Here is a 22,275-nt window from a genome sequence, read left to right on the forward strand (position 1 = left end):
AATTTATGCTAAGGGAACAATTAATAAAAATATGATAAGGATAGGATAGCATTGATTTATCTTGATAATAGTTCAACAACTAAAGAATATGACGAGGTCAGGTCGCTTATATATAATATGAGCGGAAATTCTTTCGGAAATGCGTCGTCTCTTCACAGTCTTGGGTTTAAAGCACATAATGAACTTGAAAATGCGAGAAAAGAGATTGGCAAATATTTTTCTGAAGATGGAGATATTATATTCACCTCCGGTGGCACTGAAAGTGATAATATGGCAATTTTTTCTTCATGTATGAAAATGAGAAAAAGAGCCAATAAAATTATAACTTCACATATTGAGCATCCGGCAGTACTAAATACCTGTAAAAACCTCGAAAATTATGGTTTTGAGCTCATAAAAATTGAAAATGATGATAGGGGTATTTTTTCATTAGAATCATTAAAAGATAATTTAGATAAGGATGTATGCCTTGTTACACTTATGACAGTAAATAACGAGGTAGGAACTATAGAGCCAATCTCAGAAATTTCTGAAATAATTAGAAATTTTAATAAGGAGAATGGAACTGATATTATCTTTCACACAGATGCAGTTCAGGCTTTTGGAAAGATTAAACTTGATAAGTCTTTGTTTGATTTAGCATCGGTGAGCGGACATAAAATTCATGCTCCAAAGGGCATAGGTGCCTTATATATGGATAAAAAGTTAAGACTGATGCCTTTACTTAATGGCGGTGGTCAGGAGAGCGGATTTAGATCCGGAACTGAAAATATTCCAGCTATAGCAGGATTTGCATTAGCTTCAAAGCTAACACATGAAAATCTTTCAAACAATCAAGCCAAGTTATCAAAACTGAATGAGTATTTTATTAGAGGATTATCAGAAGAAATATGCGATTATAGCATTAATGGGGTTTCTGATTTGGGATTTTCCCTTGATGATAGCGGGCTTAGGTTACCAAATATTTTATCTATATCTTTTCATGGGACAAGGGGAGAAGTTATTCTTCACATATTGGAGCAAGATGAAATCTATGTATCAACAGGCTCAGCCTGCTCGTCGCATAGCAATAGCGACAGCCATGTTTTGAAAGCTATGAATAAGAACCATAAAGAAATAGAGGGGACGCTTAGATTCAGTTTTTCAGAATTTAATACGATAGATGATATGAACATAGTAATTGACAGATTAAAATTAGCAATAAATAGGTTTAGAAAGCTTGGATCATTTAGATAGTAAGGGATAAATTTAGAGGATAATTGTAATGAATAATGAAGTGATAAATAAAAATATATATATCATTAGATGTGGTGAAGTATCATTAAAGGGAATGAATAAGCCATATTTTGAAAGAATTCTCCTAGAAAGGCTGAAAAAAGCATTTAAGTTCAATAATTTTAATGATGCTGATATTAGATGGATAGATGGACTTATTATTGCAGAAGTGCCAAGCATTTATGATAGGGAGGAAATTATAAGGGCAGCCTCAAAGGTTTTCGGTGTTGCTTCTGTAAGCTATGCGATCAAGACAGGAAAAGAAATAGAAGAAATATCAAATGATGCGATAATCTTTATGAAGAATATCATGCTTAAAGAGGATATTAAGACTTTTAAGGTAAAGGCTAAAAGAGCTGATAAGACTTATCCTATACAGTCACCTGAGATTGCTCGACTAATTGGAGGAGCAATTTTAAAGGGTATAAATTCTCTAAGCGTAGACATTCATAATCCTGACTGCGAGCTACATATTGATGTGAGAAGAGAGGGAACATATATTTATAGGAATAAGGTTAAGGCGTTTGGCGGATTGCCTCTAGGTACTAATGGCAGAGGGCTTTTATTGATGTCAGGAGGAATTGACAGTCCGGTTGCTGCCTTTATGATGGCAAAGAGAGGAATGACTATTGATGCGATACATTTTCATTCATATCCATATACAAGCCAAAGAGCACTTGACAAGGTGAAAATGCTTGTAAAACAGTTATCTTCATATATGGGAGACATAAATTTACATATTGTCAACTTACTTCCTATTCAAGAGGAGATAGTAAAAAACTGCCCGGCTTCGGAGGTGACGATTCTAGTCAGAAGATTTATGATGAGAATTGCTGAAATCATTGCTAAGAAGAATGAGGATATGATGTTAATAACGGGAGAAAGCCTTGGACAGGTAGCAAGCCAGACAGCAGAAGCTTTGGTAGTAACTGACTCATCGGTTAATATACCTGTGATGAGACCTTTAATAGCAATGGATAAGGTTGATATTATGGATTTAGCTAAAGAAATTGGCACTTATGAAATATCGATTGAACCATATGAAGACTGTTGCACTGTATTTCTTCCAAAGCATCCAGTGACAAAGCCTAAATTAAATTATATCGAAAATTCAGAGTCTGCTCTAAAGGTTCAGGAGCTCATAAATTCTGCGGCGGAAAGTGCTGAGCTAATTAAAATAGGTTTAAAGTAAGATATATATGATAAATGAATAATTACTTTTATATTAAATGATGTTATAATTTATAAGGAGATAATACATTAGATGACTGGATATAATAAATCAAATGAGATTTCACTTAGAAAATATAGAAAGAGAAGAAATAAGGCGATAATTATTGCCATTATCTTTGCAATCTTTTTATTATTTATTATTCTCGCTATATTTATGAAGTCATTTAATTTTAATAAGGTGAGCACATCTATTGATAGTATGTCAAGACATATTGCCGTGCTTGATATTGATGGGGAAATGAGTGATTCAAGCGATTCATCATATGACCATTTCTGGCTTATGAATACAATTGATAAGATAGGCACGAATCCGAAGAATAGGGGAATTCTGATTAGGGTAAATACGCCGGGTGGAAGCGTTTATTATTCAGATGAATTGTATAATAAACTTATGGAGTATAAAAAGAGAACTAAGAGACCAGTATATATTTATATGGAGGACATGGCAGCATCAGGAGGATATTATATTTCTGCAGTTGCTGACAAAATATATGCCAATAGAAATTGCTGGACTGGTTCAATTGGCGTCACTACGGGAACTATGATAAATGTGAAAGGATTGCTAGACAAGTTAGGAATTAAGGCGGAGGCAATTACTTCTGGCAAAAATAAATCCATGGGAAGTTCAACTGAAGAGATGACAGAAGAACAAAAAGCTATAATGCAGGCCCTTATTGACGAATCATATGAGAGATTTGTTGAAATAGTAGCAAAGGGTAGAAATATAAAGATTGAAAAAGTTAAAGAGATAGCAGATGGCAGGATTTATACAGCATCTCAGGCAAAGGACTTAAATCTTGTAGACAGGGTATGTACCGAAGATGAAGCGACATCAGATATTATAAAGGAGAATAAGTTTGGTAATATCAAATATGTTTTATTTTCTCCACCAAAGCCATCTATTTTTGATAGACTGGGATTTGTAGATTCATATATTAAAAAAGATAAAAATTATAAAATTAGTAAGGAATTAAATAAATATAATGACTTAATAGAGCTTGCAAAAGGAGGAAATTTCATTAGCATATCGTATATATCCAATATTAGAAAATAGTTATTAGGAGAAGAAAGGTATAATAATGGCAATAAAATACAAAAGAGTTCTTATAAAATTAAGTGGTGAAGCAATTGCGGGAGAGGATAAATTTGGTGTCAATGATGAGATGACACTTAAGGTTGCAGGCCAAATTAAAGAAATTGTCGATAATGGTGTCGAAGTATCCATAGTTGTTGGTGGAGGAAATTTCTTTAGAGGTAGAAATGGCGGTAATATCGATAGAGCAACAGCTGATTATATGGGAATGCTTGCAACAGTTATGAATGCACTTGCATTACAAGACTCCTTATTATCAATTGGATGTGATGCTAAAACGCTTACAGCGATTGAGATGAGAGATCTTGCAGAAGGATATTCAAGGAGAAAGGCACTTGATTATCTTCAGGACGGGAAGGTAGTTATATTCGGAGGTGGAATAGGAAGCCCCTTCTTTTCAACAGATACGGCAGCTGCATTAAGGGCGGCAGAAATAGATGCAGAAGTTATTTTGCTAGCAAAGAACATAGATGCTGTATACTCAGACGATCCAAAAATAAATCCTCATGCAGTTAGATATAGAGAGCTAAGCTTTATGGATATTTTGGAAAAGGACTTAAAAGTTATGGACTTAACAGCAGCTACTCTATGCAGGGATAATAAAATCAATATATATGTTTTTGCACTTTCCGGTGATGGAAATTTAATGAAAGTTATCAATGGTGAAAATGTAGGTACTTTAATACATTAAGGAGGAAAAAATGTCTTTTAAAAATATTGAAGAGAGAATTTTATCAACAAAGGATAATCTAAAAGAGAACTTAAATACTGTAAGGGCAGGAAGGGCAAATCCGGCACTGCTTGACAAGGTAATGGTTTCATACTATGGAGCACCAACACCTTTAAAAAGTCTAGCCAATATTTCGACTCCTGACCCAAGGACACTTATGATTACACCTTTTGATGTAAAGGCAATTCAAGATATTGAAAGAGGAATAAACGAGGCGGACATAGGAATTAATCCTGCAAATGATGGAAAAGTAATTAGATTGGTTATACCTCAGCTGACTGAAGAGAGAAGAAAGGAACTTACGAAGGTTATTAAGAGATTTGGTGAAGAATCAAAAATAGCAATAAGAAATGTCAGAAGAGATTTAAATGACCAATTAAAAAAAGATCAAAAGAGTGGAGAAATATCAGAAGATGATTGCAAAAAAGAGATGGATGATCTCCAGAAAAAGGTAGATAAGGCAATCAAGGAAATTGATAATATGGTAGAGGAAAAGAATAAGGAATTGATGTCGGTATAGATATAGAACACAATATTTATTTCCTTTGCGTGGCTTATGCCACGCTTACTTATATAAAAAATAGGATAATTTATGAATGATTTAAAGACTAATAATCTCCCAAGGCATATTGCCATTATAATGGACGGCAATGGAAGGTGGGCAAAACATAGAGGTAAGCCTAGATTGTTCGGACATAGGGCAGGAGCAACATCGATGAAAAAAATTGTGATTGCAACTGCAAAAATGGGAATTGAATACTTAACTGTATACGCATTTTCAACTGAAAATTGGAAAAGAAGTACGGAAGAAGTATCTGGCTTATTCAAATTAATAATTCAATATGTCGCTTCAGAGTTAAATGAGCTAATCGATGCAAATGTTCATATCAATGTAATAGGTGATTATAAAAAACTTCCTGACGCCTCGGTAAAAGCACTAGATAAAATGATAGATAAGACAAAATATAATGATGGTCTTAAATTTAATATAGCCATCAATTACGGCGGAAGAGATGACATAACAAGGGCAGTAAATCAAATAATAAGAGAAAGAGAAATTAATAATCTTTCATTTAAAACAGGTAAAACCGAGGTTACCGAAGATGATATTTCAAAGCATTTATATACGGGAAAGATGAACTTTGATATTCCTGACCCCGACCTCCTTATTAGAACAAGTGGTGAGCAAAGACTGTCCAATTTTTTGATATGGCAATCTTCATATAGTGAACTTATCTTCACAAAAACTCTATGGCCGGATTTTGATGAAGAAGAGTATAGAAGCTTAATAGAAGCATATTCTAATAGAGATAGAAGGTATGGTGGGATTAAGGAGGAAATAAAATGAAGACGAGAATTATATCAGGTCTTTTAATGGTTCCACTTCTTATTATAATTTATTTTGGTAAAATTCCACTTCTCTTAGCTAGCATGGTGATTGCTATTATAGGAATAAAAGAATTTTTTACCATGTATGAGAAAAATGGTATTTTTCCGTCAAAGATAATAGCTTATTTACTTACAGCTCTCTTATACGGATACCACCTCTTTGCAGGATTTAATTTTTATTTTTTGGTATTTTGGATTGTAATATCCATAGCAATATCACTTCTATATGGACTTAATATTTCTAATAGAGGTCCATATGATGCGATTATAACGCTTACTGGGGTTATGTATATTGTCCTTTTCACCTATCATATAGTAATGCTTGATGGAACTATTTATAGAAACCTAGTTTGGATGATTGTAATTTCTGCATTTGGTTCTGACATATTTGCATATTTTGTTGGCTCATTTTTTGGAAAACATAAGATGGCACCTAATTTAAGCCCTAAAAAAAGCATAGAGGGAGCAATCGGAGGAGTTATGGGAGCAGGTCTCCTAGGCATGATATTTGGTTTAATCTTTATGCATGAGATATGGTATCACTGCCTTATAATTGGAATTACAGGGGGAATTGTTTCTGAATTTGGCGACCTAGTTGCCTCATCATTTAAGAGATATATGGGAATAAAAGATTATGGTAATCTAATTCCTGGACACGGAGGGATAATGGACAGGTTCGACAGCGTAATCTTCGTCGCTCCAGCAATTTATTATTATGTTTTGTTTGTTATCATACAGATAAATTAATATTGAATAGGATTATAATTAATATGAAAGATTTAATTTTACTTGGAAGCACAGGTTCAATTGGAAGACAGACCCTTGATATTATAAGAAATAATCCAGATAAATTTAATCTTGTAGGAATGTCTTGTAATAGCAATATTGAACTACTTAGAGAGCAGATTGAAGAATTTAAGCCTAAGGTAGTTGCTATTGCAGAAGAAAATAGTGCTAGAATTATCAAATCAGAGTTCGATAATTTAGATGTTCTTTCAACTAGCAGGGGCTTATGTGAGCTTGTAAAATATCCAGCAGACATCGTCTTAAATGCTCTCATGGGAATAAGTGGTTTAAAACCGACATATGAAGCAATTATATCAGGCAAAGATATTGCACTTGCAAATAAAGAAACACTTGTTACAGGCGGTCAGATTATAGTCGATGCTATCAAAGAAAATAGAGTAAATTTATTTCCAATAGATAGTGAACACAGTGCAATATTTCAATGTTTAAAATCATCTTTAAATAGCAAGGTTAAAAGAATAATTTTAACTGCATCAGGAGGACCTTTTAGAGGATACTCACTAGAAGATTTAAAAAAGGTTAAGCTTGACGAAGCATTAAATCATCCTAAATGGAAGATGGGTAAAAAGATTTCTATTGACTCTGCTACTATGATGAATAAAGGACTTGAAGTTATTGAGGCAAGATGGTTATTCGATATTAAGGAAGATAATATTGAAGTCCACATTCATCCAGAAAGCATAATTCACTCAGCAGTTGAATTTGAGGACAATTCAATTATAGCTCAGATGGGAACTCCAGATATGCGAATTCCGATAAGTCTCGCATTAAATTATCCCGATAGATTAAAACTTGAAAGTGAAAAGCTTGATTTATTTGAAATTGGAAAACTTAGCTTTGAAAGACCTAATAGACAGGTTTTTAGGTGTCTTGATATTGCATACAATGCACTTAAAGAAGGAAGCGGAGCTACGATTGCCATGAATGGTGCTAATGAAGAGCTAGTAAATCTATTTTTAAATAAAAAAATTCAATTTATAGATATACAAGAAAATCTCGAGATATTGATGGAAAGAGAATCCTTTGAATCACCAAAATCAATAGATGATATTATGATGATTGATAAAGAAGCAAGAGCTATAGTTAGAGAGATTATAGGTAAAAATTAATGTTAACATTTTTATTGACAATATTATTATTTAGCGTGATGGTAATACCGCATGAATTTGGACATTTTGCGGCAGCTAAGCTATCGGGAATCAAGGTCAATGAATTTTCTGTAGGAATGGGTCCTAAGATTTTTCAAAAGCAAGGAAATGAAACAAAATATTCAATTAGAATATTCCCAATTGGCGGATTTTGTGCTATGGAAGGTGAAGATGAGGAAAGCGATAACCCAAGGGCATTTAATAATGTATCAACTCTAAAGAAAATTTTTGTACTATCATCAGGTGCTATAATGAATATCCTCGTTGCATTACTTCTTATGATAATAACCGTACAGATAATTGGAACACCTACCAATGTTATTGGGTCTATTGAAAAAAATTCACCTGCAGAGATAGCAGGGCTTAGAGCAGGGGATAGAATAGTTGAATTAGATAATAAAGAGATAAATTCATGGGAAGATTTTGTTCAGGAAATGAGAACAAAGGAGTCCGAACAAATAGAAATTGGAGTAGAAAGAAAAGGAAATTATAAAGAATTTATTATAAATCCAATATATAAAGATGGGAGAGAAGTAATAGGGGTTACATCAAAGCCAGGTCATGATGTCTTTAAATCGGTAATTTATGGTTCCAAGTCGACATGGCAAATTAATTCAGCAATGTATTCAGGTCTTTATAAAATGGTAACAGGAAAGGTTAATTTTAAGAAAAATGTTGCAGGTCCTATCGGTATAATAAGCTTGGTTGGTAAAACTAGCAAGGAAGGATTTATTTCATTTATCTATCTTGCAGTCATCATTTCAATAAATTTAGCTGTAATAAATATGTTGCCATTTCCTGCTCTTGACGGAGGGCGAATAATATTTACGCTCATAAGAAAAATTACAGGCAATGCCATTTCAGATGAAATGGAAGGCAAGATTCACCTTGCAGGATTTGCAATTCTAATTGCTTTACTTATATTCGTGACATGGAATGATATTTTAAGGCTTATAAGTTAGGAGAAGAAATGAGCAATCAGGTGAGATGCGGAAGAGTTCTCATAGGAGGAAATGCACCTATTTCAATACAATCAATGACTAATGTTGATTCAAGAGATGAGAATTTATTGATTAACCAGATCAATGAACTTGAAGAAGCAGGCTGCGACATAGTAAGGATAGCAATTCCTGATGAAGAATCAGCAAAAACCTTAGGGAAAATAAGGAAGATGACGGATATGCCACTTGTTGCAGATATTCATTTTGATTATAGACTTGCAATCTTAGCTATGGAAAATGGTGCTGACAAGATAAGAATTAACCCAGGTAATATTGGCGGGCGAGATAGATTAAAAAAGGTCGTTGATTTTGCAAAAAAGAAAAATATACCAATTAGGGTGGGTGTAAATTCAGGTTCATTAAGCCGTGATATTATTTCAAAACATGGAGGAGTTACACCAGAAGGACTTGCAGAAAGTGCAATTAACACCCTAAAAGTAATAGAAGATATGGGTTATGACAATCTTGTTCTTTCTATAAAATCTTCTAATGTTACAATGAATTACAAGGCACACCTCTTGGCAAAAGATAAGATAAATCATCCCCTTCATATTGGAATAACTGAATCAGGATCTTCAAATAATGGAAAAATCAAGTCGGCAATTGGAATTGGAGGGCTACTTCTTGCAGGCATAGGTGATACGATAAGAGTTTCACTTACTGACAATCCAATTGAAGAAGTCAAATTTGCAAAGAAAATTTTAGAAACACTTGATATAAGAAAAAAGCAGATAGAGATAGTCTCATGTCCAACCTGCGGAAGAACAAAAATAGATTTAATTTCACTTGTAGATAAGGTAGAAAAAGTGCTAGAGCAAGTTGAAAAAGAAAGGAAATTATTAAATTTAAAACCTATAAAAGTCGCTGTGATGGGCTGCGTAGTTAATGGACCAGGTGAATCTCGTGAAGCTGATTATGGAATTGCAGGGGGAAGAGGAGAGGGCATCATATTTGCAAAGGGAGTTATTATAAAAAAAGTTCCGGAAGAAGATCTAGTAGAAGAATTAATAAGAATTATTAAGAGCGATTATGAATAAAAGATTTAAATATGAATTTCCCGAGGAAATTATTACGAGGGAAGAACTTGCGAAAATTGCAAATAAAAGAGAAGAAGAACTTCATTTTGAAGTCGGAAAGATTGAATTTGACAAAAAAAGCTTGAAACTGATTATTTCGGGCAAGCTGAATTTTGTTATGTCACAATTTATTAAGAAAAAATATAAAGAGTGGCTTAGAACTAGGATTGATGGCATTAAAAATATAGAATTTATTGAAATATATGATAATGAATATAGCTCAAATAATAATGACAAATCAAGAGATAAATCAGAAATTAAACAAGATAGGATAATATACGGAAAAAGGATTAAAGATGATTCAATAGAATATAGAGAAGCTATTGATCTAATTGGTGATAAAAATGGCGTAGTAGTTGAAGGAGAGATTTTTAAGATAAATGAACCTAAAAAAATAAATAAAGAAACGCACCTTGTTGAATTTGTAATATCAAAGTCAAATGATACGCTTAGAATTAAATTTTTTATGAAAAGCAAAAATTTTGATGAAAAATTTAAACAGCTAGTCACTGGAGGATATGTTAAGGTCTTTGGAGATTCTGAGATAGATAAGTATGATAAGAGACATCTTATTAAAGCTCGTTCGATAAATATAATAGATAAGCCGGAAATTATTGATAGATATGAAAATGGGAAAAGAGTGGAGCTACACGCACACACAGTTATGAGTGATAATGACGGATTTACAGAAGCTGAGTATTTGGTAAATCAGGCTGCTAAATGGAATCAAAAAGCAGTTGCCATAACTGACCATGGAGTTGTTCAGTCATTTCCTGATGCGTGCATGGCTGCTGATAAATTAGCAAAAAAGGGAATTGATATAAAGATAATCTATGGAATGGAGGGATATATATACGACGACGAGGGATGCATTAACGACGACGGAAGTATTGATATAAAGAAAAAAGGTACGAATCATATTATTTTGCTTGCTAAAAACATGATTGGTCTCAAGAATTTATATAAGCTTGTTTCGATTTCTCACATAGATTATTTTTATAAAAAGCCTCGTTTACCTAGAACTATAATAGAAAAATATAGAGAGGGAATAATAATTGGTAGTGCCTGTGAGGCAGGAGAAGTGTATAGAGCCTTGCTAGATGGAAAAACAGAAGATGAGCTTTTAAAAATTGCTTCTTTTTATGATTATCTGGAAATTCAGCCTAGAGGAAATAATCGCTTTCTGGTTGAAAAGGGAATCTTGTCCTCGGAAGAAGATATTCTTAACCTAAATAAAAGAGTGGTAGAACTAGGAGATAAACTTGGTAAGCTGACTGTTGCTACCACAGATGCTCATTATCCTACTGCTGAATCAGCTATTTATAGAAATATAATAATGTATGGAATGGGATTCAGTGAAACTAATTCAAACAACCTATATCTTAAAACCACGGATGAGATGATTGAAGAATTTGATTATCTTGGAGAGAGGGCTCATGAGGTAGTTGTAACAAATACAAATAAAATCGCAGATATGATAGAAGTGATAAGACCTATTCCTGCTGAAAAATACTATCCTGAAATACCTGATGCAAAGGAAAAATTATATAAGAGTTGTTATGACAGGGCAGGCGAGCTCTATGGAGATCCACTTCCGCCTGAAATAAAGGAAAGGCTCGAAAAAGAGCTTGAATCCATAATAGGAAATGGATATGCCGCACTCTATATAGCAGCCCAGATGCTGATTAAAAAGTCTGAAGAAGATGGTTATGTTGTAGGTAGCAGAGGTTCTGTAGGTTCGTCCTTTGCAGCAACTATGGCAGGAATAACAGAGATAAATCCAATCGCACCACACTATAGATGCCCCAAATGCAAGCATTTTGAGTTCGCAGAAGATATATTGAAGTACGATGTTGGCTTTGATATGCCTGATAAAAAATGTCCAGAATGTGGAGAGCTTCTTATAAAAGATGGATTCAATATTCCATTTGCAACTTTTTTGGGATTTAAAGGAGATAAGGAGCCTGATATTGACTTAAATTTTGCTGGTGAATATCAAGCTAGAGCACATAAATATGTAGGAAAGATATTTGGTGAAAAAAATATCTTTAAAGCGGGGACTGTTTCAAAGATAAAAGAAAGAACGGCCTTTGGCTTTGTAAAGAAATATATTGATGAAACAGGACTTAATGCTTCCCAATCAGATATTGATTTACTTGTAAAAGGTTGCAGTGGAGTTAAAAGAACTACAGGTCAGCACCCAGGTGGAATTATTGTGCTTCCTGAAGGGCATGAAATATATGAATTTACTCCGATACAAAAACCTGCTAATAAGAGGGACTCAGACATTATAACTACCCATTATGATTATCATAAGATAGATAATAATTTGCTAAAACTAGATATCCTCGGACACGATGCGCCATCTATTTTAAGGCATCTCCAAGATATGACCGGAGTAGAGCCTAAAGCCGTTCCTCTTGATGATGAGGAGACGATGAGTATATTTACAAGCCTAGATGCTCTTAAAATAAAGATTAAAGATTATAAATTTAAGCATGGAACATATGCAATACCCGAATTTGGAACACATTTTACAAGAGGAATGCTTGATACTATTAAGCCTACAACTTATTCAGAACTTGTTAAGATGTCAGGATTTTCGCATGGAACAAAGGTGTGGCAGGGCAATGCCGAAGACCTAATTAAAAATAATATAGCAGGAATTGACGAGGTTATATCATGTCGTGACGATATAATGAATTATTTAATTGTAAAAGGCGTTGAAGATAGCAAAGCTTTTAGCATAATGGAACATGTTAGAAAAAATAAAGATCTAACGACCGAAGAGATTGATATAATGAGAAATCATGATGTTCCCGAATGGTATATAGAATCATGCAAAACATTGCAATACTTATTTCCTAGGGCTCATGCAGCTGCCTATGTTATGCACGCACTTAGGTTTGCTTGGTTTAAGGTAAATTATCCTGTTGAATTTTACGCAGCCTACTTGACAACAAAGGCAGACGATTTTGATGTGGAAACCGTTAGCGGTGGTATTTCCTCTGTTTTAAGAAAAATTGGTGAGCTTGAAAATTTGTCTAATAGTGCGTCTCAGACTGAAAAAAACCAGCTAACAGTACTTGAGGTAGTCTATGAGATTTTTGCTAGAGGATTTGAATTTAGTATGCCTATATTAGGGAAAAGCGATCCCCTAAAATTTAATGCAATAGATGGGAAAATAAATATACCATATAGAGCCTTTAATGGAATAGGAGATACAGCAGCCATAAGCATTGATGAGGAATATAAAAAAGAAAGATTTTTCTCGCTCGATGATGTTAGAGCAAGAACTAAGCTTGCCGAAAAAAATATTGAAATGCTAGCATCTAAAGGAGTATTCGGAGATATTCCTAACTCAGCTCAAATATCAATAATGGAACTTATGTCTTAGAACTTTATAGTGTTAAAACAATGAGGATGTATAAAAAAATTAAATAGTAAAAAGTGTTGACAATATATGAATAAATGATAATATATACATATATAAATCTTTACTTATTTATAAGGGGTTAACTTAATGAAAAAAGGAATGGTAAATAGAGAGCTTTCAATTGAGGAATTATATGACCTTGCAGAACTTTTTAAAGCATTCGCAGATTCCACTAGGATAAGAATCTTATACGACCTTTTTAATGAAGAAAAAAATGTCACAGAGATTACCTGTGACCTCGAGATGAATCAAAGTGCTATATCACATCAGCTAAAGCAGTTAAAAAATTATAAATTGGTTAAATCTAGGAGGGTAGGTCAGGCGATATACTACTCACTTGATGATGAGCATGTAAAGACAATTATAGAGATGGGTGTTGAACATATAGATGAGTAATTGTATTTAAAATTTAAATTATAAACTAATTAATAATTAGCAAAAGGAGAATTAAGATGAAAAAGAAATTTAGAGTAGAAGGTGTAGACTGTGCTGATTGTGCAGCGAAGATGGAAGAAGGAATTAAGAAAATAGATGGAGTAAAGAGTGCAAAAATAAATTTTTTGACAGAAAAACTTACCATAGAAGCAGATGATATGAAATTTGATCAGATAATTAAATTAGCCGAAGCTGAGATGGATAAGGTTGATTCGGGAGCGAGAATAATAAGATAAATATATTAGATTTAAATAAAAATTAATTGATAAAAGAATTCTAGTGGAGAAAGTTTAAAAATGGCAGTCTTTGACAAAGAACAAAAGAAGAATTTCATATGTATACTTATTTCAGGTCTTATCATATGCTTGATTATATTATTTAAAATTTATTCTAGATTAAATATAGATGAGCAACCCACCTACCTAAGATTATTAATTTACCTTATTCCATATATAATAGTTGGACATCAGGTTATATTATCATCAATATCAAATCTATCAAAGGGAAAGATTTTTGATGAAAATTTTTTGATGACTATAGCAAGCATAGGAGCATTTGTGGTTGGAGAATATACCGAAGCGGTTGCAGTCATGCTCCTATATCAGATTGGAGAGCTATTTCAGGATTATGCAGTAAATAAATCAAGAAGGTCAATCAAAGAACTCATGGAGATTGCTCCCGCTTCTGCAGTAAGGGAAGGAAAAGATGGAAAATATGAAGTAATAGATCCTAGCGATGTTAAGATAGATGACATTCTAATAATTAAACCGGGAGAAAAGGTACCTGTCGACGGTGTAATAATAAATGGAGAGGGAGAAGTTAACACCTCTGCACTCACGGGTGAATCTATACCTAAGTATTTAAAAGAGGGCGATGAGATATTATCAGGATATGTAAATGGAGAAAAATTACTTAAAATAAAGGCTAATAAGCTATATGATGATTCCACTGTAGCTATTATTCTTGAACTTGTCGAAGAATCTCTTGATAAAAAATCAAAATCAGAAAAATTCATAACAAAATTTTCAAGATATTATACTCCAGTAGTTGTTATATCAGCTATTTTACTATTTATAATTCCATCTATCTTAACAATGAACTGGAGAGAATGGCTTGTTAGAGCTTGCACTTTTCTTGTAATTTCGTGTCCATGTGCACTTGTTATATCTGTACCACTTGCATTTTTTGGAGGAGTAGGTGCTGCGTCAAGAGCTGGAATTTTAGTTAAAGGTTCTAATTATTTGGAAGCATTGTCAAAGGTAAAGACAATAATTACAGACAAGACAGGGACTCTGACTACAGGGGAATTTAAGGTTTCAAATGTTTATCTAACCAGCTCTTATTCAGAAGAATATGTACTTAAAATAGCAGCATCGCTGGAATCGTATTCAACCCATCCAATAGCTAAATCAATTTGCGATGCCTATGATGAGCTTTATGGTGAATCTCGAAATAATAAATTTAACAAAGAAAAGAAAAATAATTTATTAGAAATTAATGAGGTGAAAAATATATCAGGGCTAGGTATTACCGGCAATTTAGATGGGAAAATAATTGCTGCCGGGAATTATAGACTTATGAATGAATACAAAGTTGATATTAAAGCTGATATAAATAGTAATGAATATTCATTTGAAGATACTTTAGTATATGTTACAAAAGATAATAAATTAATAGGAATCATTTCAATTAGTGATAAGGAAAAGTTAGGTGCAAAAGACACTTTAAGAATGCTAAAAAGCGATGGAATAGAAAGGATAGTAATGCTAACAGGTGATAAGAAGGTTGTAGCAGAAAAAATTGCAAACAATCTAGGAATAAGTGAATATTATTCAGAACTATTACCGCAGGACAAGGTCAAAATCGTCGAAGATCTGATGGAAGAAAATAAAGATGATAAAAACAATCTATATGCTTATATAGGAGATGGTATAAATGATGCACCTGTATTATCAAGAGTAGATGTAGGAATTGCAATGGGAGGAGCGGGTTCAGATGCAGCAATAGAGGCAGCAGATATTGTCATAATGGACGATGAACTAAATAGAATTGAGCAGGCAATAAGAATTTCAAAGAGAACTACATTTATCTCTTGGCAAAATATAATATTTGCACTTTCTATAAAGGTTATCTTTTTAATACTTGGAGCTTTTGGCATAATCGGAATGTGGTGGGCAGTTTTTGCAGATGTAGGTGTTGCCATAATATGTATATTAAACTCAATGAGAATGCTCAAGAATAACCAAGTTATCAAAAAGCTTGATTTTTCAAAGAATATGTGATAATATTCTCTCGATAGTTATTTCTGTGAAAGAGTGGGGTATCCCACTCTTTCATTCATGTTAAAACACTTATAAGGAATATGCTATGGCAAAAAACGATGTTGCTACAAGGGTTTCAGAAATGCTTAAAGATTTTTTAGATGCAAACGACCTTTGTATTTATAAGATTGATTATAAAAAGCTTGGCAAAGGCTGGAATCTTGATATTTATATCGATAAGAATTCAGAAAATGAAGATGACTTCGTAAGCATTGAGGAATGTGAAAAGGTCAGTAAATTTTTAAGTGATAAGCTCGATAAAGAGGATATAATTCCGCATCAATATACACTCTCAGTTAATTCTCCCGGCTTGGACAGGGAGCTGATCAATGAAAATGATTTTATTCGTTACAAGGATAGAGCAGTTGAAGTTAAATTATATGAAAATATTGATAGACTCAAGCAATTCGAAGGAACTCTCTTAGGGCTTGAAGATGGAATTGTTTTAATAAAAATACTTAAAAATAATAAAGATGAATTGATAAAAATACCGAAAAATAAAATTGCAAAGATAAATCTTGCGGTAGTTTTTTAGGAGGAATAATGAATAAAGATTTTTTAGAAGCACTGGACGCACTTGAGCAAGAAAGAAATATATCTAAAGATGAGATAATAGTAGCAATTGAGTCAGCTATAGAGAATGCTTATAAAAAGATATATCGTAAAAGCGGTGAGGCATATACACCAAATGTAAAAGCAACAGTTGATAAAAATACAGGAGATGTTAGCGTTATTCTGAGTAAAGAGGTTGTTGATGAGGTTGTGAATGAAGCTACAGAGGTATCTATTGATGAAGCATCTCAATATGGATACGAAGTAGGGGATATTATGGAATATAGCATTGACCCTCAGGACTTTGGAAGAATTGCAACTCAATCAGCTAAGCAGGTTGTCATTCAGAAGGTCAGAGAAGCAGAGCGTGAGCACACCTATGAGGATAATAAGGGTAAGAAGAATAATTTAATAAGTGCCAAAATTGAGAGAATAAATAATGGAACTATTTTCCTGAATGCTGGCAGCGTAGAGGGAATTTTGCCTAGGTCAGAACAGGTAAAGAGCGAAAATTTACAGGTAGGCGACAGAATTATGGCATATGTTACCGATGTTAAAAAGGATAGAAAAAGAGGAACTCAAATATTTCTTTCCCGTTCACATCCGGATCTTGTCAGAAAATTATTTGAAATGGAAATACCTGAAATATCTGATGGTACTATTGAAATCAAAGGCATTGCCAGAGAAGCAGGCTCTAGGACAAAAATAGCAGTAAAAACCAATGATGAAAATGTCGATCCCGTTGGTGCTTGCGTAGGAACCAGAGGAAATAGAGTTCAAAATATCGTTGATGAACTATTTGGCGAAAAAATAGATATTATCGTATGGGACGAAGATCCTGCAGTTCTAATAAGTAATGTATTAAAACCTGCAGTCGTTGAAGCAGTATTTATAAATGACGAAGAAAAGATAGCAACAGCACTGGTTCCAGAAAATCAGCTTTCACTTGCAATAGGTAGAGAGGGTCAAAATGTCAGACTTGCTGCAAGAGTAAGCAAATGGAAGATTGATATAAAGAGCAAGGCACAGCTACTTGACAGCGGTTTTAATTTTGATGAGTATGAAGATGTAGATAATAAGGATGAAGATGCAGATAATAACCAAAGTGATCTTTCATCTGATGAAAAGATAGAAGTTCAAGATAATCAAGAAATAATCTAATATATAAGGAACGATATTTTATATGAATGATAAGCACATTCCAATGAGGAGATGCATAGGTTGCATGAAATCATATCCTCAGAACACATTGATAAGAATATCATTTGATGGTAAATCACTCAATCTTGATATTGATGGAGAAAAAGACGGCAGAGGAGCATATCTTTGTAAGAATGATTCCTGTATAAAAGAGGCAAGAAAGAGAAAATCATTTAATAGAACTTTCAAGCAAGGATTTATGGATAGTGATATAGATGAACTTGTTATAAAGTTAAATAAAGGCATAAGGGGAGGTATTTAATGGCAAGAAAGGTTTCAGAGCTGGCAAAAGAGCTTGAAATGTCAATTGAAGAAATAAAAATTCAATCGGAGAGACTTGGGATTGAAATTAAAACAAGCAGGAGCAGTGTGTCTGATGAAGATGCGAAAAGACTAATCAGCACAATGAATCTTTTGCATGGAAAACCTTCCTTAAAATCTGAAAAAGATAATAAACCGAAGATTAAGGCAGTACCATTAAAGGCGGCACCTAATTCAAAACCAAAACCTAAGAAAAAAGTAGAGACTCCTGAAAAGCCTATAGATAAACTTGAAGAAACTCAGGTAAAAGATGAAAAAGCTATAGAAAAGAATGATAAACCTCTGGAAAAACTCGAAAAACCAGTTAAAAAGACAGAAAAGGCAGAGGAAAAAGAAAAAGTAGAGAAAGTAGAAAAAGTAAAGAAAGTAGATAAAATAGAGAAAAAAGAGGTTAAGCCAGAGGAAACATCTGAGCTTAAAAAATCTCATGCAAAAATAGATAGTGAAAAAACAAGCGAGGAAGATTCAAGTAAAGAAGATTTAGGAAAAGAAGAAAAGCCTATAGAAAAAGAGAATAAAAAAGAAAATCCTAAAGAAGATTATGTCAACGCTCCTAATAAACCTATGCGTTTTAAAAAGGTATTTGACGCATCTCGAAATAATTCTCAAAATCTTACACAAAAAGATAAAAGCGTAGAAGAAAAGAAGGATAAAAAGACTGATAAAAAACAGAATATTAAAAAAGTTAAAGCAAGGAATGAAAATCAGCCTGAAAAGAATCTAGATAAAAAACAAAAAGATTTTAAAGATGATGGACGCAAGAGAAAAAGCAAATCAAGTAATGAAAAACACCGCTCTGATAGTCCAGATATAGGAAGGATTTCTTCTGATTCTAGACCATCAAGGGGAAAGAGCAAGAAATTTTTCAAAAATGATAATGATGGAGAAAGAGAAAGAAAAAAACGCATCAAAAAGGATAATGATAGAAGGAATAATAACAACTACTTCGATGAGAGGTCTTTAGAAAAGAAAACAAGGAAGAAGAAAAACAAGCCTAAGGTTGAAGAAGTAATAGAAACACCAATAGAAGAGTTACTACCTGAGGGAAGCATAGCAATAACTGTTCCTATAACTGTCGCAGGCTTATCTGAACAAGCTGAAATTTCTACTTCTAAGATTATTATGGAACTTATGAAACTTGGAATTATGGCGACGATTAACCAAACTCTTGATAAAGATATAGTCGAGCTTTTGGCAGAAGAAATCGGTGTTAATATTGTTGTTACAGAGGAAGAACCAGAGATAGAAGAAGATGGTCTTGATTTACATGATGATAGAGAGAGTGAACTCGAGTATAGAGCACCTGTAATAACAGTAATGGGTCATGTAGACCATGGTAAGACATCGCTTTTAGATGCAATTAGAAATACGAATGTCACAGCGGAAGAATCAGGTGGTATTACCCAGCATATTGGTGCATCTGAAATAGAAATAGATGGCAAGAAAGTTGTATGTCTTGACACACCAGGTCACGAGGCGTTTACAACAATGCGTGCAAGAGGTGCTCAAATTACAGATATTGCAATTCTTGTCGTTGCAGCAGATGACAGTGTTAAACCTCAGACTATCGAATCAATAAGTCATGCTAGGGCAGCTAATGTTCCTATCATTGTTGCGATTAATAAGATAGACAAACCGGGAGCAAATCCTGATAAGGTTAAAAAAGATCTTGCAGACAATGGAATTTTAGTAGAGGACTGGGGCGGAGATGTAATCAGTGCGAATGTTTCTGCAAAAACTGGTAAAGGTATCAAGGAATTGCTTGAGATGATCCTTCTTCAAGCTGAAATACTTGAGCTAAAGGCTAACCCTAATAGACTTGCACTTGGAAATGTAATTGAAGCAAGACTTGATAAATCAAAAGGTCCGGTTGCAACACTTCTAGTAATGAATGGTACATTAAATACTGGTCAAAGCATAGTTGCAGGAACAACTTACGGAAGAATTAGAAAGATGACTGATTTCAAGGGTAGGCAGATAAAGAAAGCTTTACCTGCTACACCTGTAGAAATTCTAGGATTAAATGATGTTCCTATGGCTGGAGATGCCTTTAATGCAGTAAAAGATGATAAGACGGCTAGGGACATTGCAGAAAATAGAGCTCAAAAGATGAGAGAAGAAGTTCTTGCAAAGAATTCAAGCACAACTTTAGAAAAGCTTTTCAATCAGATAAAAGAGGGAGAAACAAAGGAACTAAATCTTGTAATAAAGGGAGATGTACAGGGTTCAGTAGGAGCTATAATCAGCTCTCTTGAAAAATTAAATACTGATGATGTTAAGGTTAATGTTATACATAGCGGAGTAGGAACAATAACAGAATCTGATGTTATGCTTGCAGAAACTTCTAATGCAGTTATTATCGGATTTAATGTAAGACCTACGACAACAGTAACAACAGAGGCAGCTAAGGCGGATATTGAAATTAGAACATATAGGGTAATTTATGACATCATAGATGATGTTGAGGCTGCTATGAAAGGCTTGCTTGATCCTGAATTTAAGGAAGAGGTACTTGGCAAGGTTGAAGTTAGAGATACATTTAAGGTACCTAATCTTGGAACAGTTGCTGGAGGATATGTTACTGAGGGCAAGATTAGAAGAAGTGCAGAGATAAGGCTTGTAAGAGATGGAATTGTTATTCACGAGGGTACAATTTCTTCGCTTAGAAGATTTAAAGACAATGTCAAGGAAGTAATGCAAGGATATGAATGTGGTATTGGCATTGAAGATTATAATGATATAAAAATTGGCGATGTAATGGAATGTTTCCACATGGTCGAGGTTGAAAGAAATTAAAATTTTAAAAAAATAATAGATAAGTAAAAAGAAGTTTGAAAATAAAAAAAATAATAATAAAATAAGAAAAAATAAAAAGGTAGGTAAATGGCTAAAAACTACAGACAAGGGAGACTTTCCGAAGAAATAAAAATAACCATAAGCGAGCTATTAGTTAATGGTATTAAAGAACCAAGGCTAAAAAATCGCATAATAACTGTTTCCGGAGTAGATGTAACAAATGACAATAGTTACGCATATATATATGTCGTTCCTTTCGTTTTAGATGGAGAAGACAGGGAAAAAGTTTATGAAGAAGTTTTAGATGGGTTTAATAGAGCAAATGGAATTTTCAGAAATAAAATTTCTAAAGATTATAGATTGCATCATGCACCTGAACTTATATTTAAAATCGATAAATCTGAAGACTATGGAAGACATATAGATGAGCTACTTGAGGGCATAAATAATCCCGAGAGAAAGGAAGAATTTAATTAATGGAAAATATAAATTTATTTTCAGAAATATCAAAAAAGATGAGTGAACAAGACTGTTTTCTCATCTTTCCTCATCTTCACCCAGATGGCGACGCACTTGGTTCGTCAGTAGCGTTGGCAGAAGCGCTTAGATTAATGAATAAAGAAGCTTGGGTATTGGTAGAAGAAGCTTTTCCTCATAATCTTGACTTTTTAGACAAAAATATGTCGACAACTGACAAAGATATTTTTAAAGGTAAAGATTATATATCAATTATGCTTGATTGCAGTGATAAGAATAGAATAATAAATCGTTATTCATCATTTGAAAGAGGCAATATAAAAATAGTAATAGATCATCATCTAACGGATAATCTTAATTTTAAAACAGATTATGAAGTAATTGAACCTAAAGCAGCGGCGACTGGCGAACTTGTTTATAACCTCATTAAAGAACTAGGGGTTAGTATGAATAAATTTATTGCTGATTCAATATTCACCGCTATAACGACTGATACGGGGAATTTTCAGCACTCCAATACTACGGCACTCACGCATAAGATAGCAATGGAATTATATGATGTCAGTGGTTTTAATTCCAAGCCGGTTAGCAATTTAATTTATAATAGAGAGTCTTTAAACTCTATTCAATTAGAAAAATTAGTAATAGACAGCATGATGACATATGAAGATGGAAAGATTGTTATAGCTTTTATTACAAATAAGATGTTAATAGAAACAAATACGGATATGAGCGAGACAGACAGATTTATAAATAAACTTATGACAATAGAAGGAGTTGAAATTGCTGCAGTATGCAAGCAAGACATGGGTGATAAAACCAAGGTCAGCCTTAGATCTAAGAATTATACTGATGTATCTAAAATAGCTAAAAAATACGGCGGCGGAGGTCATGAGAGAGCTTCAGGATTCAATTTAGATGTCCTTCCTTATGATGCCCCATATATTTTTGTAGATGATTTAAAAAAGGCTATAAACATATAAAA

20 protein-coding genes are annotated in these 22,275 nt (G+C 33.4%); all 20 read left to right on the forward strand.

Going from position 1 to position 22,275, the window contains the following annotated elements:
* Positions 1-51 precede the first annotated feature (51 nt).
* The 20 genes from BQ5371_RS05750 to BQ5371_RS05845 all read left to right on the forward strand — a co-directional run bounded on the left by BQ5371_RS05750 (position 52) and on the right by BQ5371_RS05845 (position 22,273).
* Positions 52-1,236: a cysteine desulfurase family protein gene (locus BQ5371_RS05750; protein ID WP_071132907.1), complete on the forward strand. Its 1,185-nt coding sequence runs from the start codon at positions 52-54 to the stop codon at positions 1,234-1,236.
* Positions 1,237-1,264: 28 nt separating this feature from the next.
* A complete protein-coding gene (gene thiI / locus BQ5371_RS05755) occupies positions 1,265-2,467 on the forward strand; it encodes a tRNA uracil 4-sulfurtransferase ThiI (protein WP_071132908.1) in 1,203 nt (400 codons plus the stop codon).
* Between the two features lie 72 nt (positions 2,468-2,539).
* Entirely contained in the window at positions 2,540-3,562 is a 1,023-nt protein-coding gene (sppA, locus tag BQ5371_RS05760; RefSeq protein ID WP_071132909.1) for a signal peptide peptidase SppA, read from the forward strand.
* A 25-nt stretch (positions 3,563-3,587) separates the two neighbouring features.
* Entirely contained in the window at positions 3,588-4,292 is a 705-nt protein-coding gene (pyrH, locus tag BQ5371_RS05765) for a UMP kinase (RefSeq protein ID WP_071132910.1), read from the forward strand.
* A gap of 10 nt (positions 4,293-4,302) precedes the next feature.
* Positions 4,303-4,851 carry a ribosome recycling factor gene (gene frr, locus BQ5371_RS05770; protein WP_071132911.1) on the forward strand — a complete coding sequence of 183 codons (549 nt, stop codon included), beginning with the start codon at positions 4,303-4,305 and terminating at the stop codon, positions 4,849-4,851.
* Between the two features lie 72 nt (positions 4,852-4,923).
* A complete protein-coding gene (locus tag BQ5371_RS05775) occupies positions 4,924-5,679 on the forward strand; it encodes an isoprenyl transferase (RefSeq protein WP_071132912.1) in 756 nt (251 codons plus the stop codon).
* Complete coding sequence (locus BQ5371_RS05780; RefSeq protein WP_071132913.1) at positions 5,676-6,467, forward strand: phosphatidate cytidylyltransferase; 792 nt, start codon at positions 5,676-5,678, stop codon at positions 6,465-6,467. Before BQ5371_RS05775 ends, BQ5371_RS05780 begins: the two co-directional genes overlap by 4 nt.
* Before the next feature lie 23 nt (positions 6,468-6,490).
* Complete coding sequence (gene dxr / locus BQ5371_RS05785) at positions 6,491-7,636, forward strand: 1-deoxy-D-xylulose-5-phosphate reductoisomerase (RefSeq protein ID WP_071132914.1); 1,146 nt, start codon at positions 6,491-6,493, stop codon at positions 7,634-7,636.
* Entirely contained in the window at positions 7,636-8,637 is a 1,002-nt protein-coding gene (gene rseP, locus BQ5371_RS05790) for an RIP metalloprotease RseP (protein WP_071132915.1), read from the forward strand. The genes dxr and rseP overlap by 1 nt, the downstream gene beginning before the upstream one ends.
* A gap of 8 nt (positions 8,638-8,645) precedes the next feature.
* On the forward strand, positions 8,646-9,713 hold the full coding sequence (gene ispG / locus BQ5371_RS05795; protein WP_071132916.1) for a flavodoxin-dependent (E)-4-hydroxy-3-methylbut-2-enyl-diphosphate synthase: 1,068 nt from the start codon (positions 8,646-8,648) through the stop codon (positions 9,711-9,713).
* Positions 9,706-13,149, forward strand: coding sequence for a PolC-type DNA polymerase III (locus BQ5371_RS05800; protein WP_071132917.1), 3,444 nt, complete (start codon positions 9,706-9,708; stop codon positions 13,147-13,149). The genes ispG and BQ5371_RS05800 overlap by 8 nt, the downstream gene beginning before the upstream one ends.
* Positions 13,150-13,275: 126 nt before the next feature.
* Positions 13,276-13,584 carry an ArsR/SmtB family transcription factor gene (locus tag BQ5371_RS05805; RefSeq protein ID WP_205408034.1) on the forward strand — a complete coding sequence of 103 codons (309 nt, stop codon included), beginning with the start codon at positions 13,276-13,278 and terminating at the stop codon, positions 13,582-13,584.
* A 56-nt stretch (positions 13,585-13,640) separates the two neighbouring features.
* Positions 13,641-13,859: a cation transporter gene (locus BQ5371_RS05810; protein WP_071132918.1), complete on the forward strand. Its 219-nt coding sequence runs from the start codon at positions 13,641-13,643 to the stop codon at positions 13,857-13,859.
* A gap of 60 nt (positions 13,860-13,919) precedes the next feature.
* A complete protein-coding gene (locus BQ5371_RS05815; protein ID WP_071132919.1) occupies positions 13,920-15,905 on the forward strand; it encodes a heavy metal translocating P-type ATPase in 1,986 nt (661 codons plus the stop codon).
* An 85-nt stretch (positions 15,906-15,990) separates the two neighbouring features.
* Positions 15,991-16,479, forward strand: coding sequence for a ribosome maturation factor RimP (locus BQ5371_RS05820; RefSeq protein ID WP_071132920.1), 489 nt, complete (start codon positions 15,991-15,993; stop codon positions 16,477-16,479).
* An 8-nt stretch (positions 16,480-16,487) separates the two neighbouring features.
* Positions 16,488-17,657: a transcription termination factor NusA gene (nusA, locus tag BQ5371_RS05825; RefSeq protein ID WP_071132921.1), complete on the forward strand. Its 1,170-nt coding sequence runs from the start codon at positions 16,488-16,490 to the stop codon at positions 17,655-17,657.
* Between the two features lie 22 nt (positions 17,658-17,679).
* Positions 17,680-17,958 carry a YlxR family protein gene (locus tag BQ5371_RS05830; protein ID WP_071132922.1) on the forward strand — a complete coding sequence of 93 codons (279 nt, stop codon included), beginning with the start codon at positions 17,680-17,682 and terminating at the stop codon, positions 17,956-17,958.
* Positions 17,958-20,813: a translation initiation factor IF-2 gene (gene infB, locus BQ5371_RS05835; RefSeq protein ID WP_071132923.1), complete on the forward strand. Its 2,856-nt coding sequence runs from the start codon at positions 17,958-17,960 to the stop codon at positions 20,811-20,813. Before BQ5371_RS05830 ends, infB begins: the two co-directional genes overlap by 1 nt.
* Before the next feature lie 87 nt (positions 20,814-20,900).
* Positions 20,901-21,290, forward strand: a complete 390-nt coding sequence (gene rbfA, locus BQ5371_RS05840; protein ID WP_071132924.1) for a 30S ribosome-binding factor RbfA — start codon at positions 20,901-20,903, stop codon at positions 21,288-21,290.
* Positions 21,290-22,273 (forward strand): DHH family phosphoesterase, encoded by a 984-nt coding sequence (locus BQ5371_RS05845; protein WP_071132925.1) that lies wholly within the window; start codon positions 21,290-21,292, stop codon positions 22,271-22,273. Before rbfA ends, BQ5371_RS05845 begins: the two co-directional genes overlap by 1 nt.
* The last annotated feature ends 2 nt before the right edge of the window (positions 22,274-22,275 follow it).

Source organism: Alterileibacterium massiliense (genome assembly GCF_900104645.1).
GTDB classification, from domain to species: Bacteria; Bacillota; Clostridia; order Peptostreptococcales; family Anaerovoracaceae; genus Alterileibacterium; species Alterileibacterium massiliense.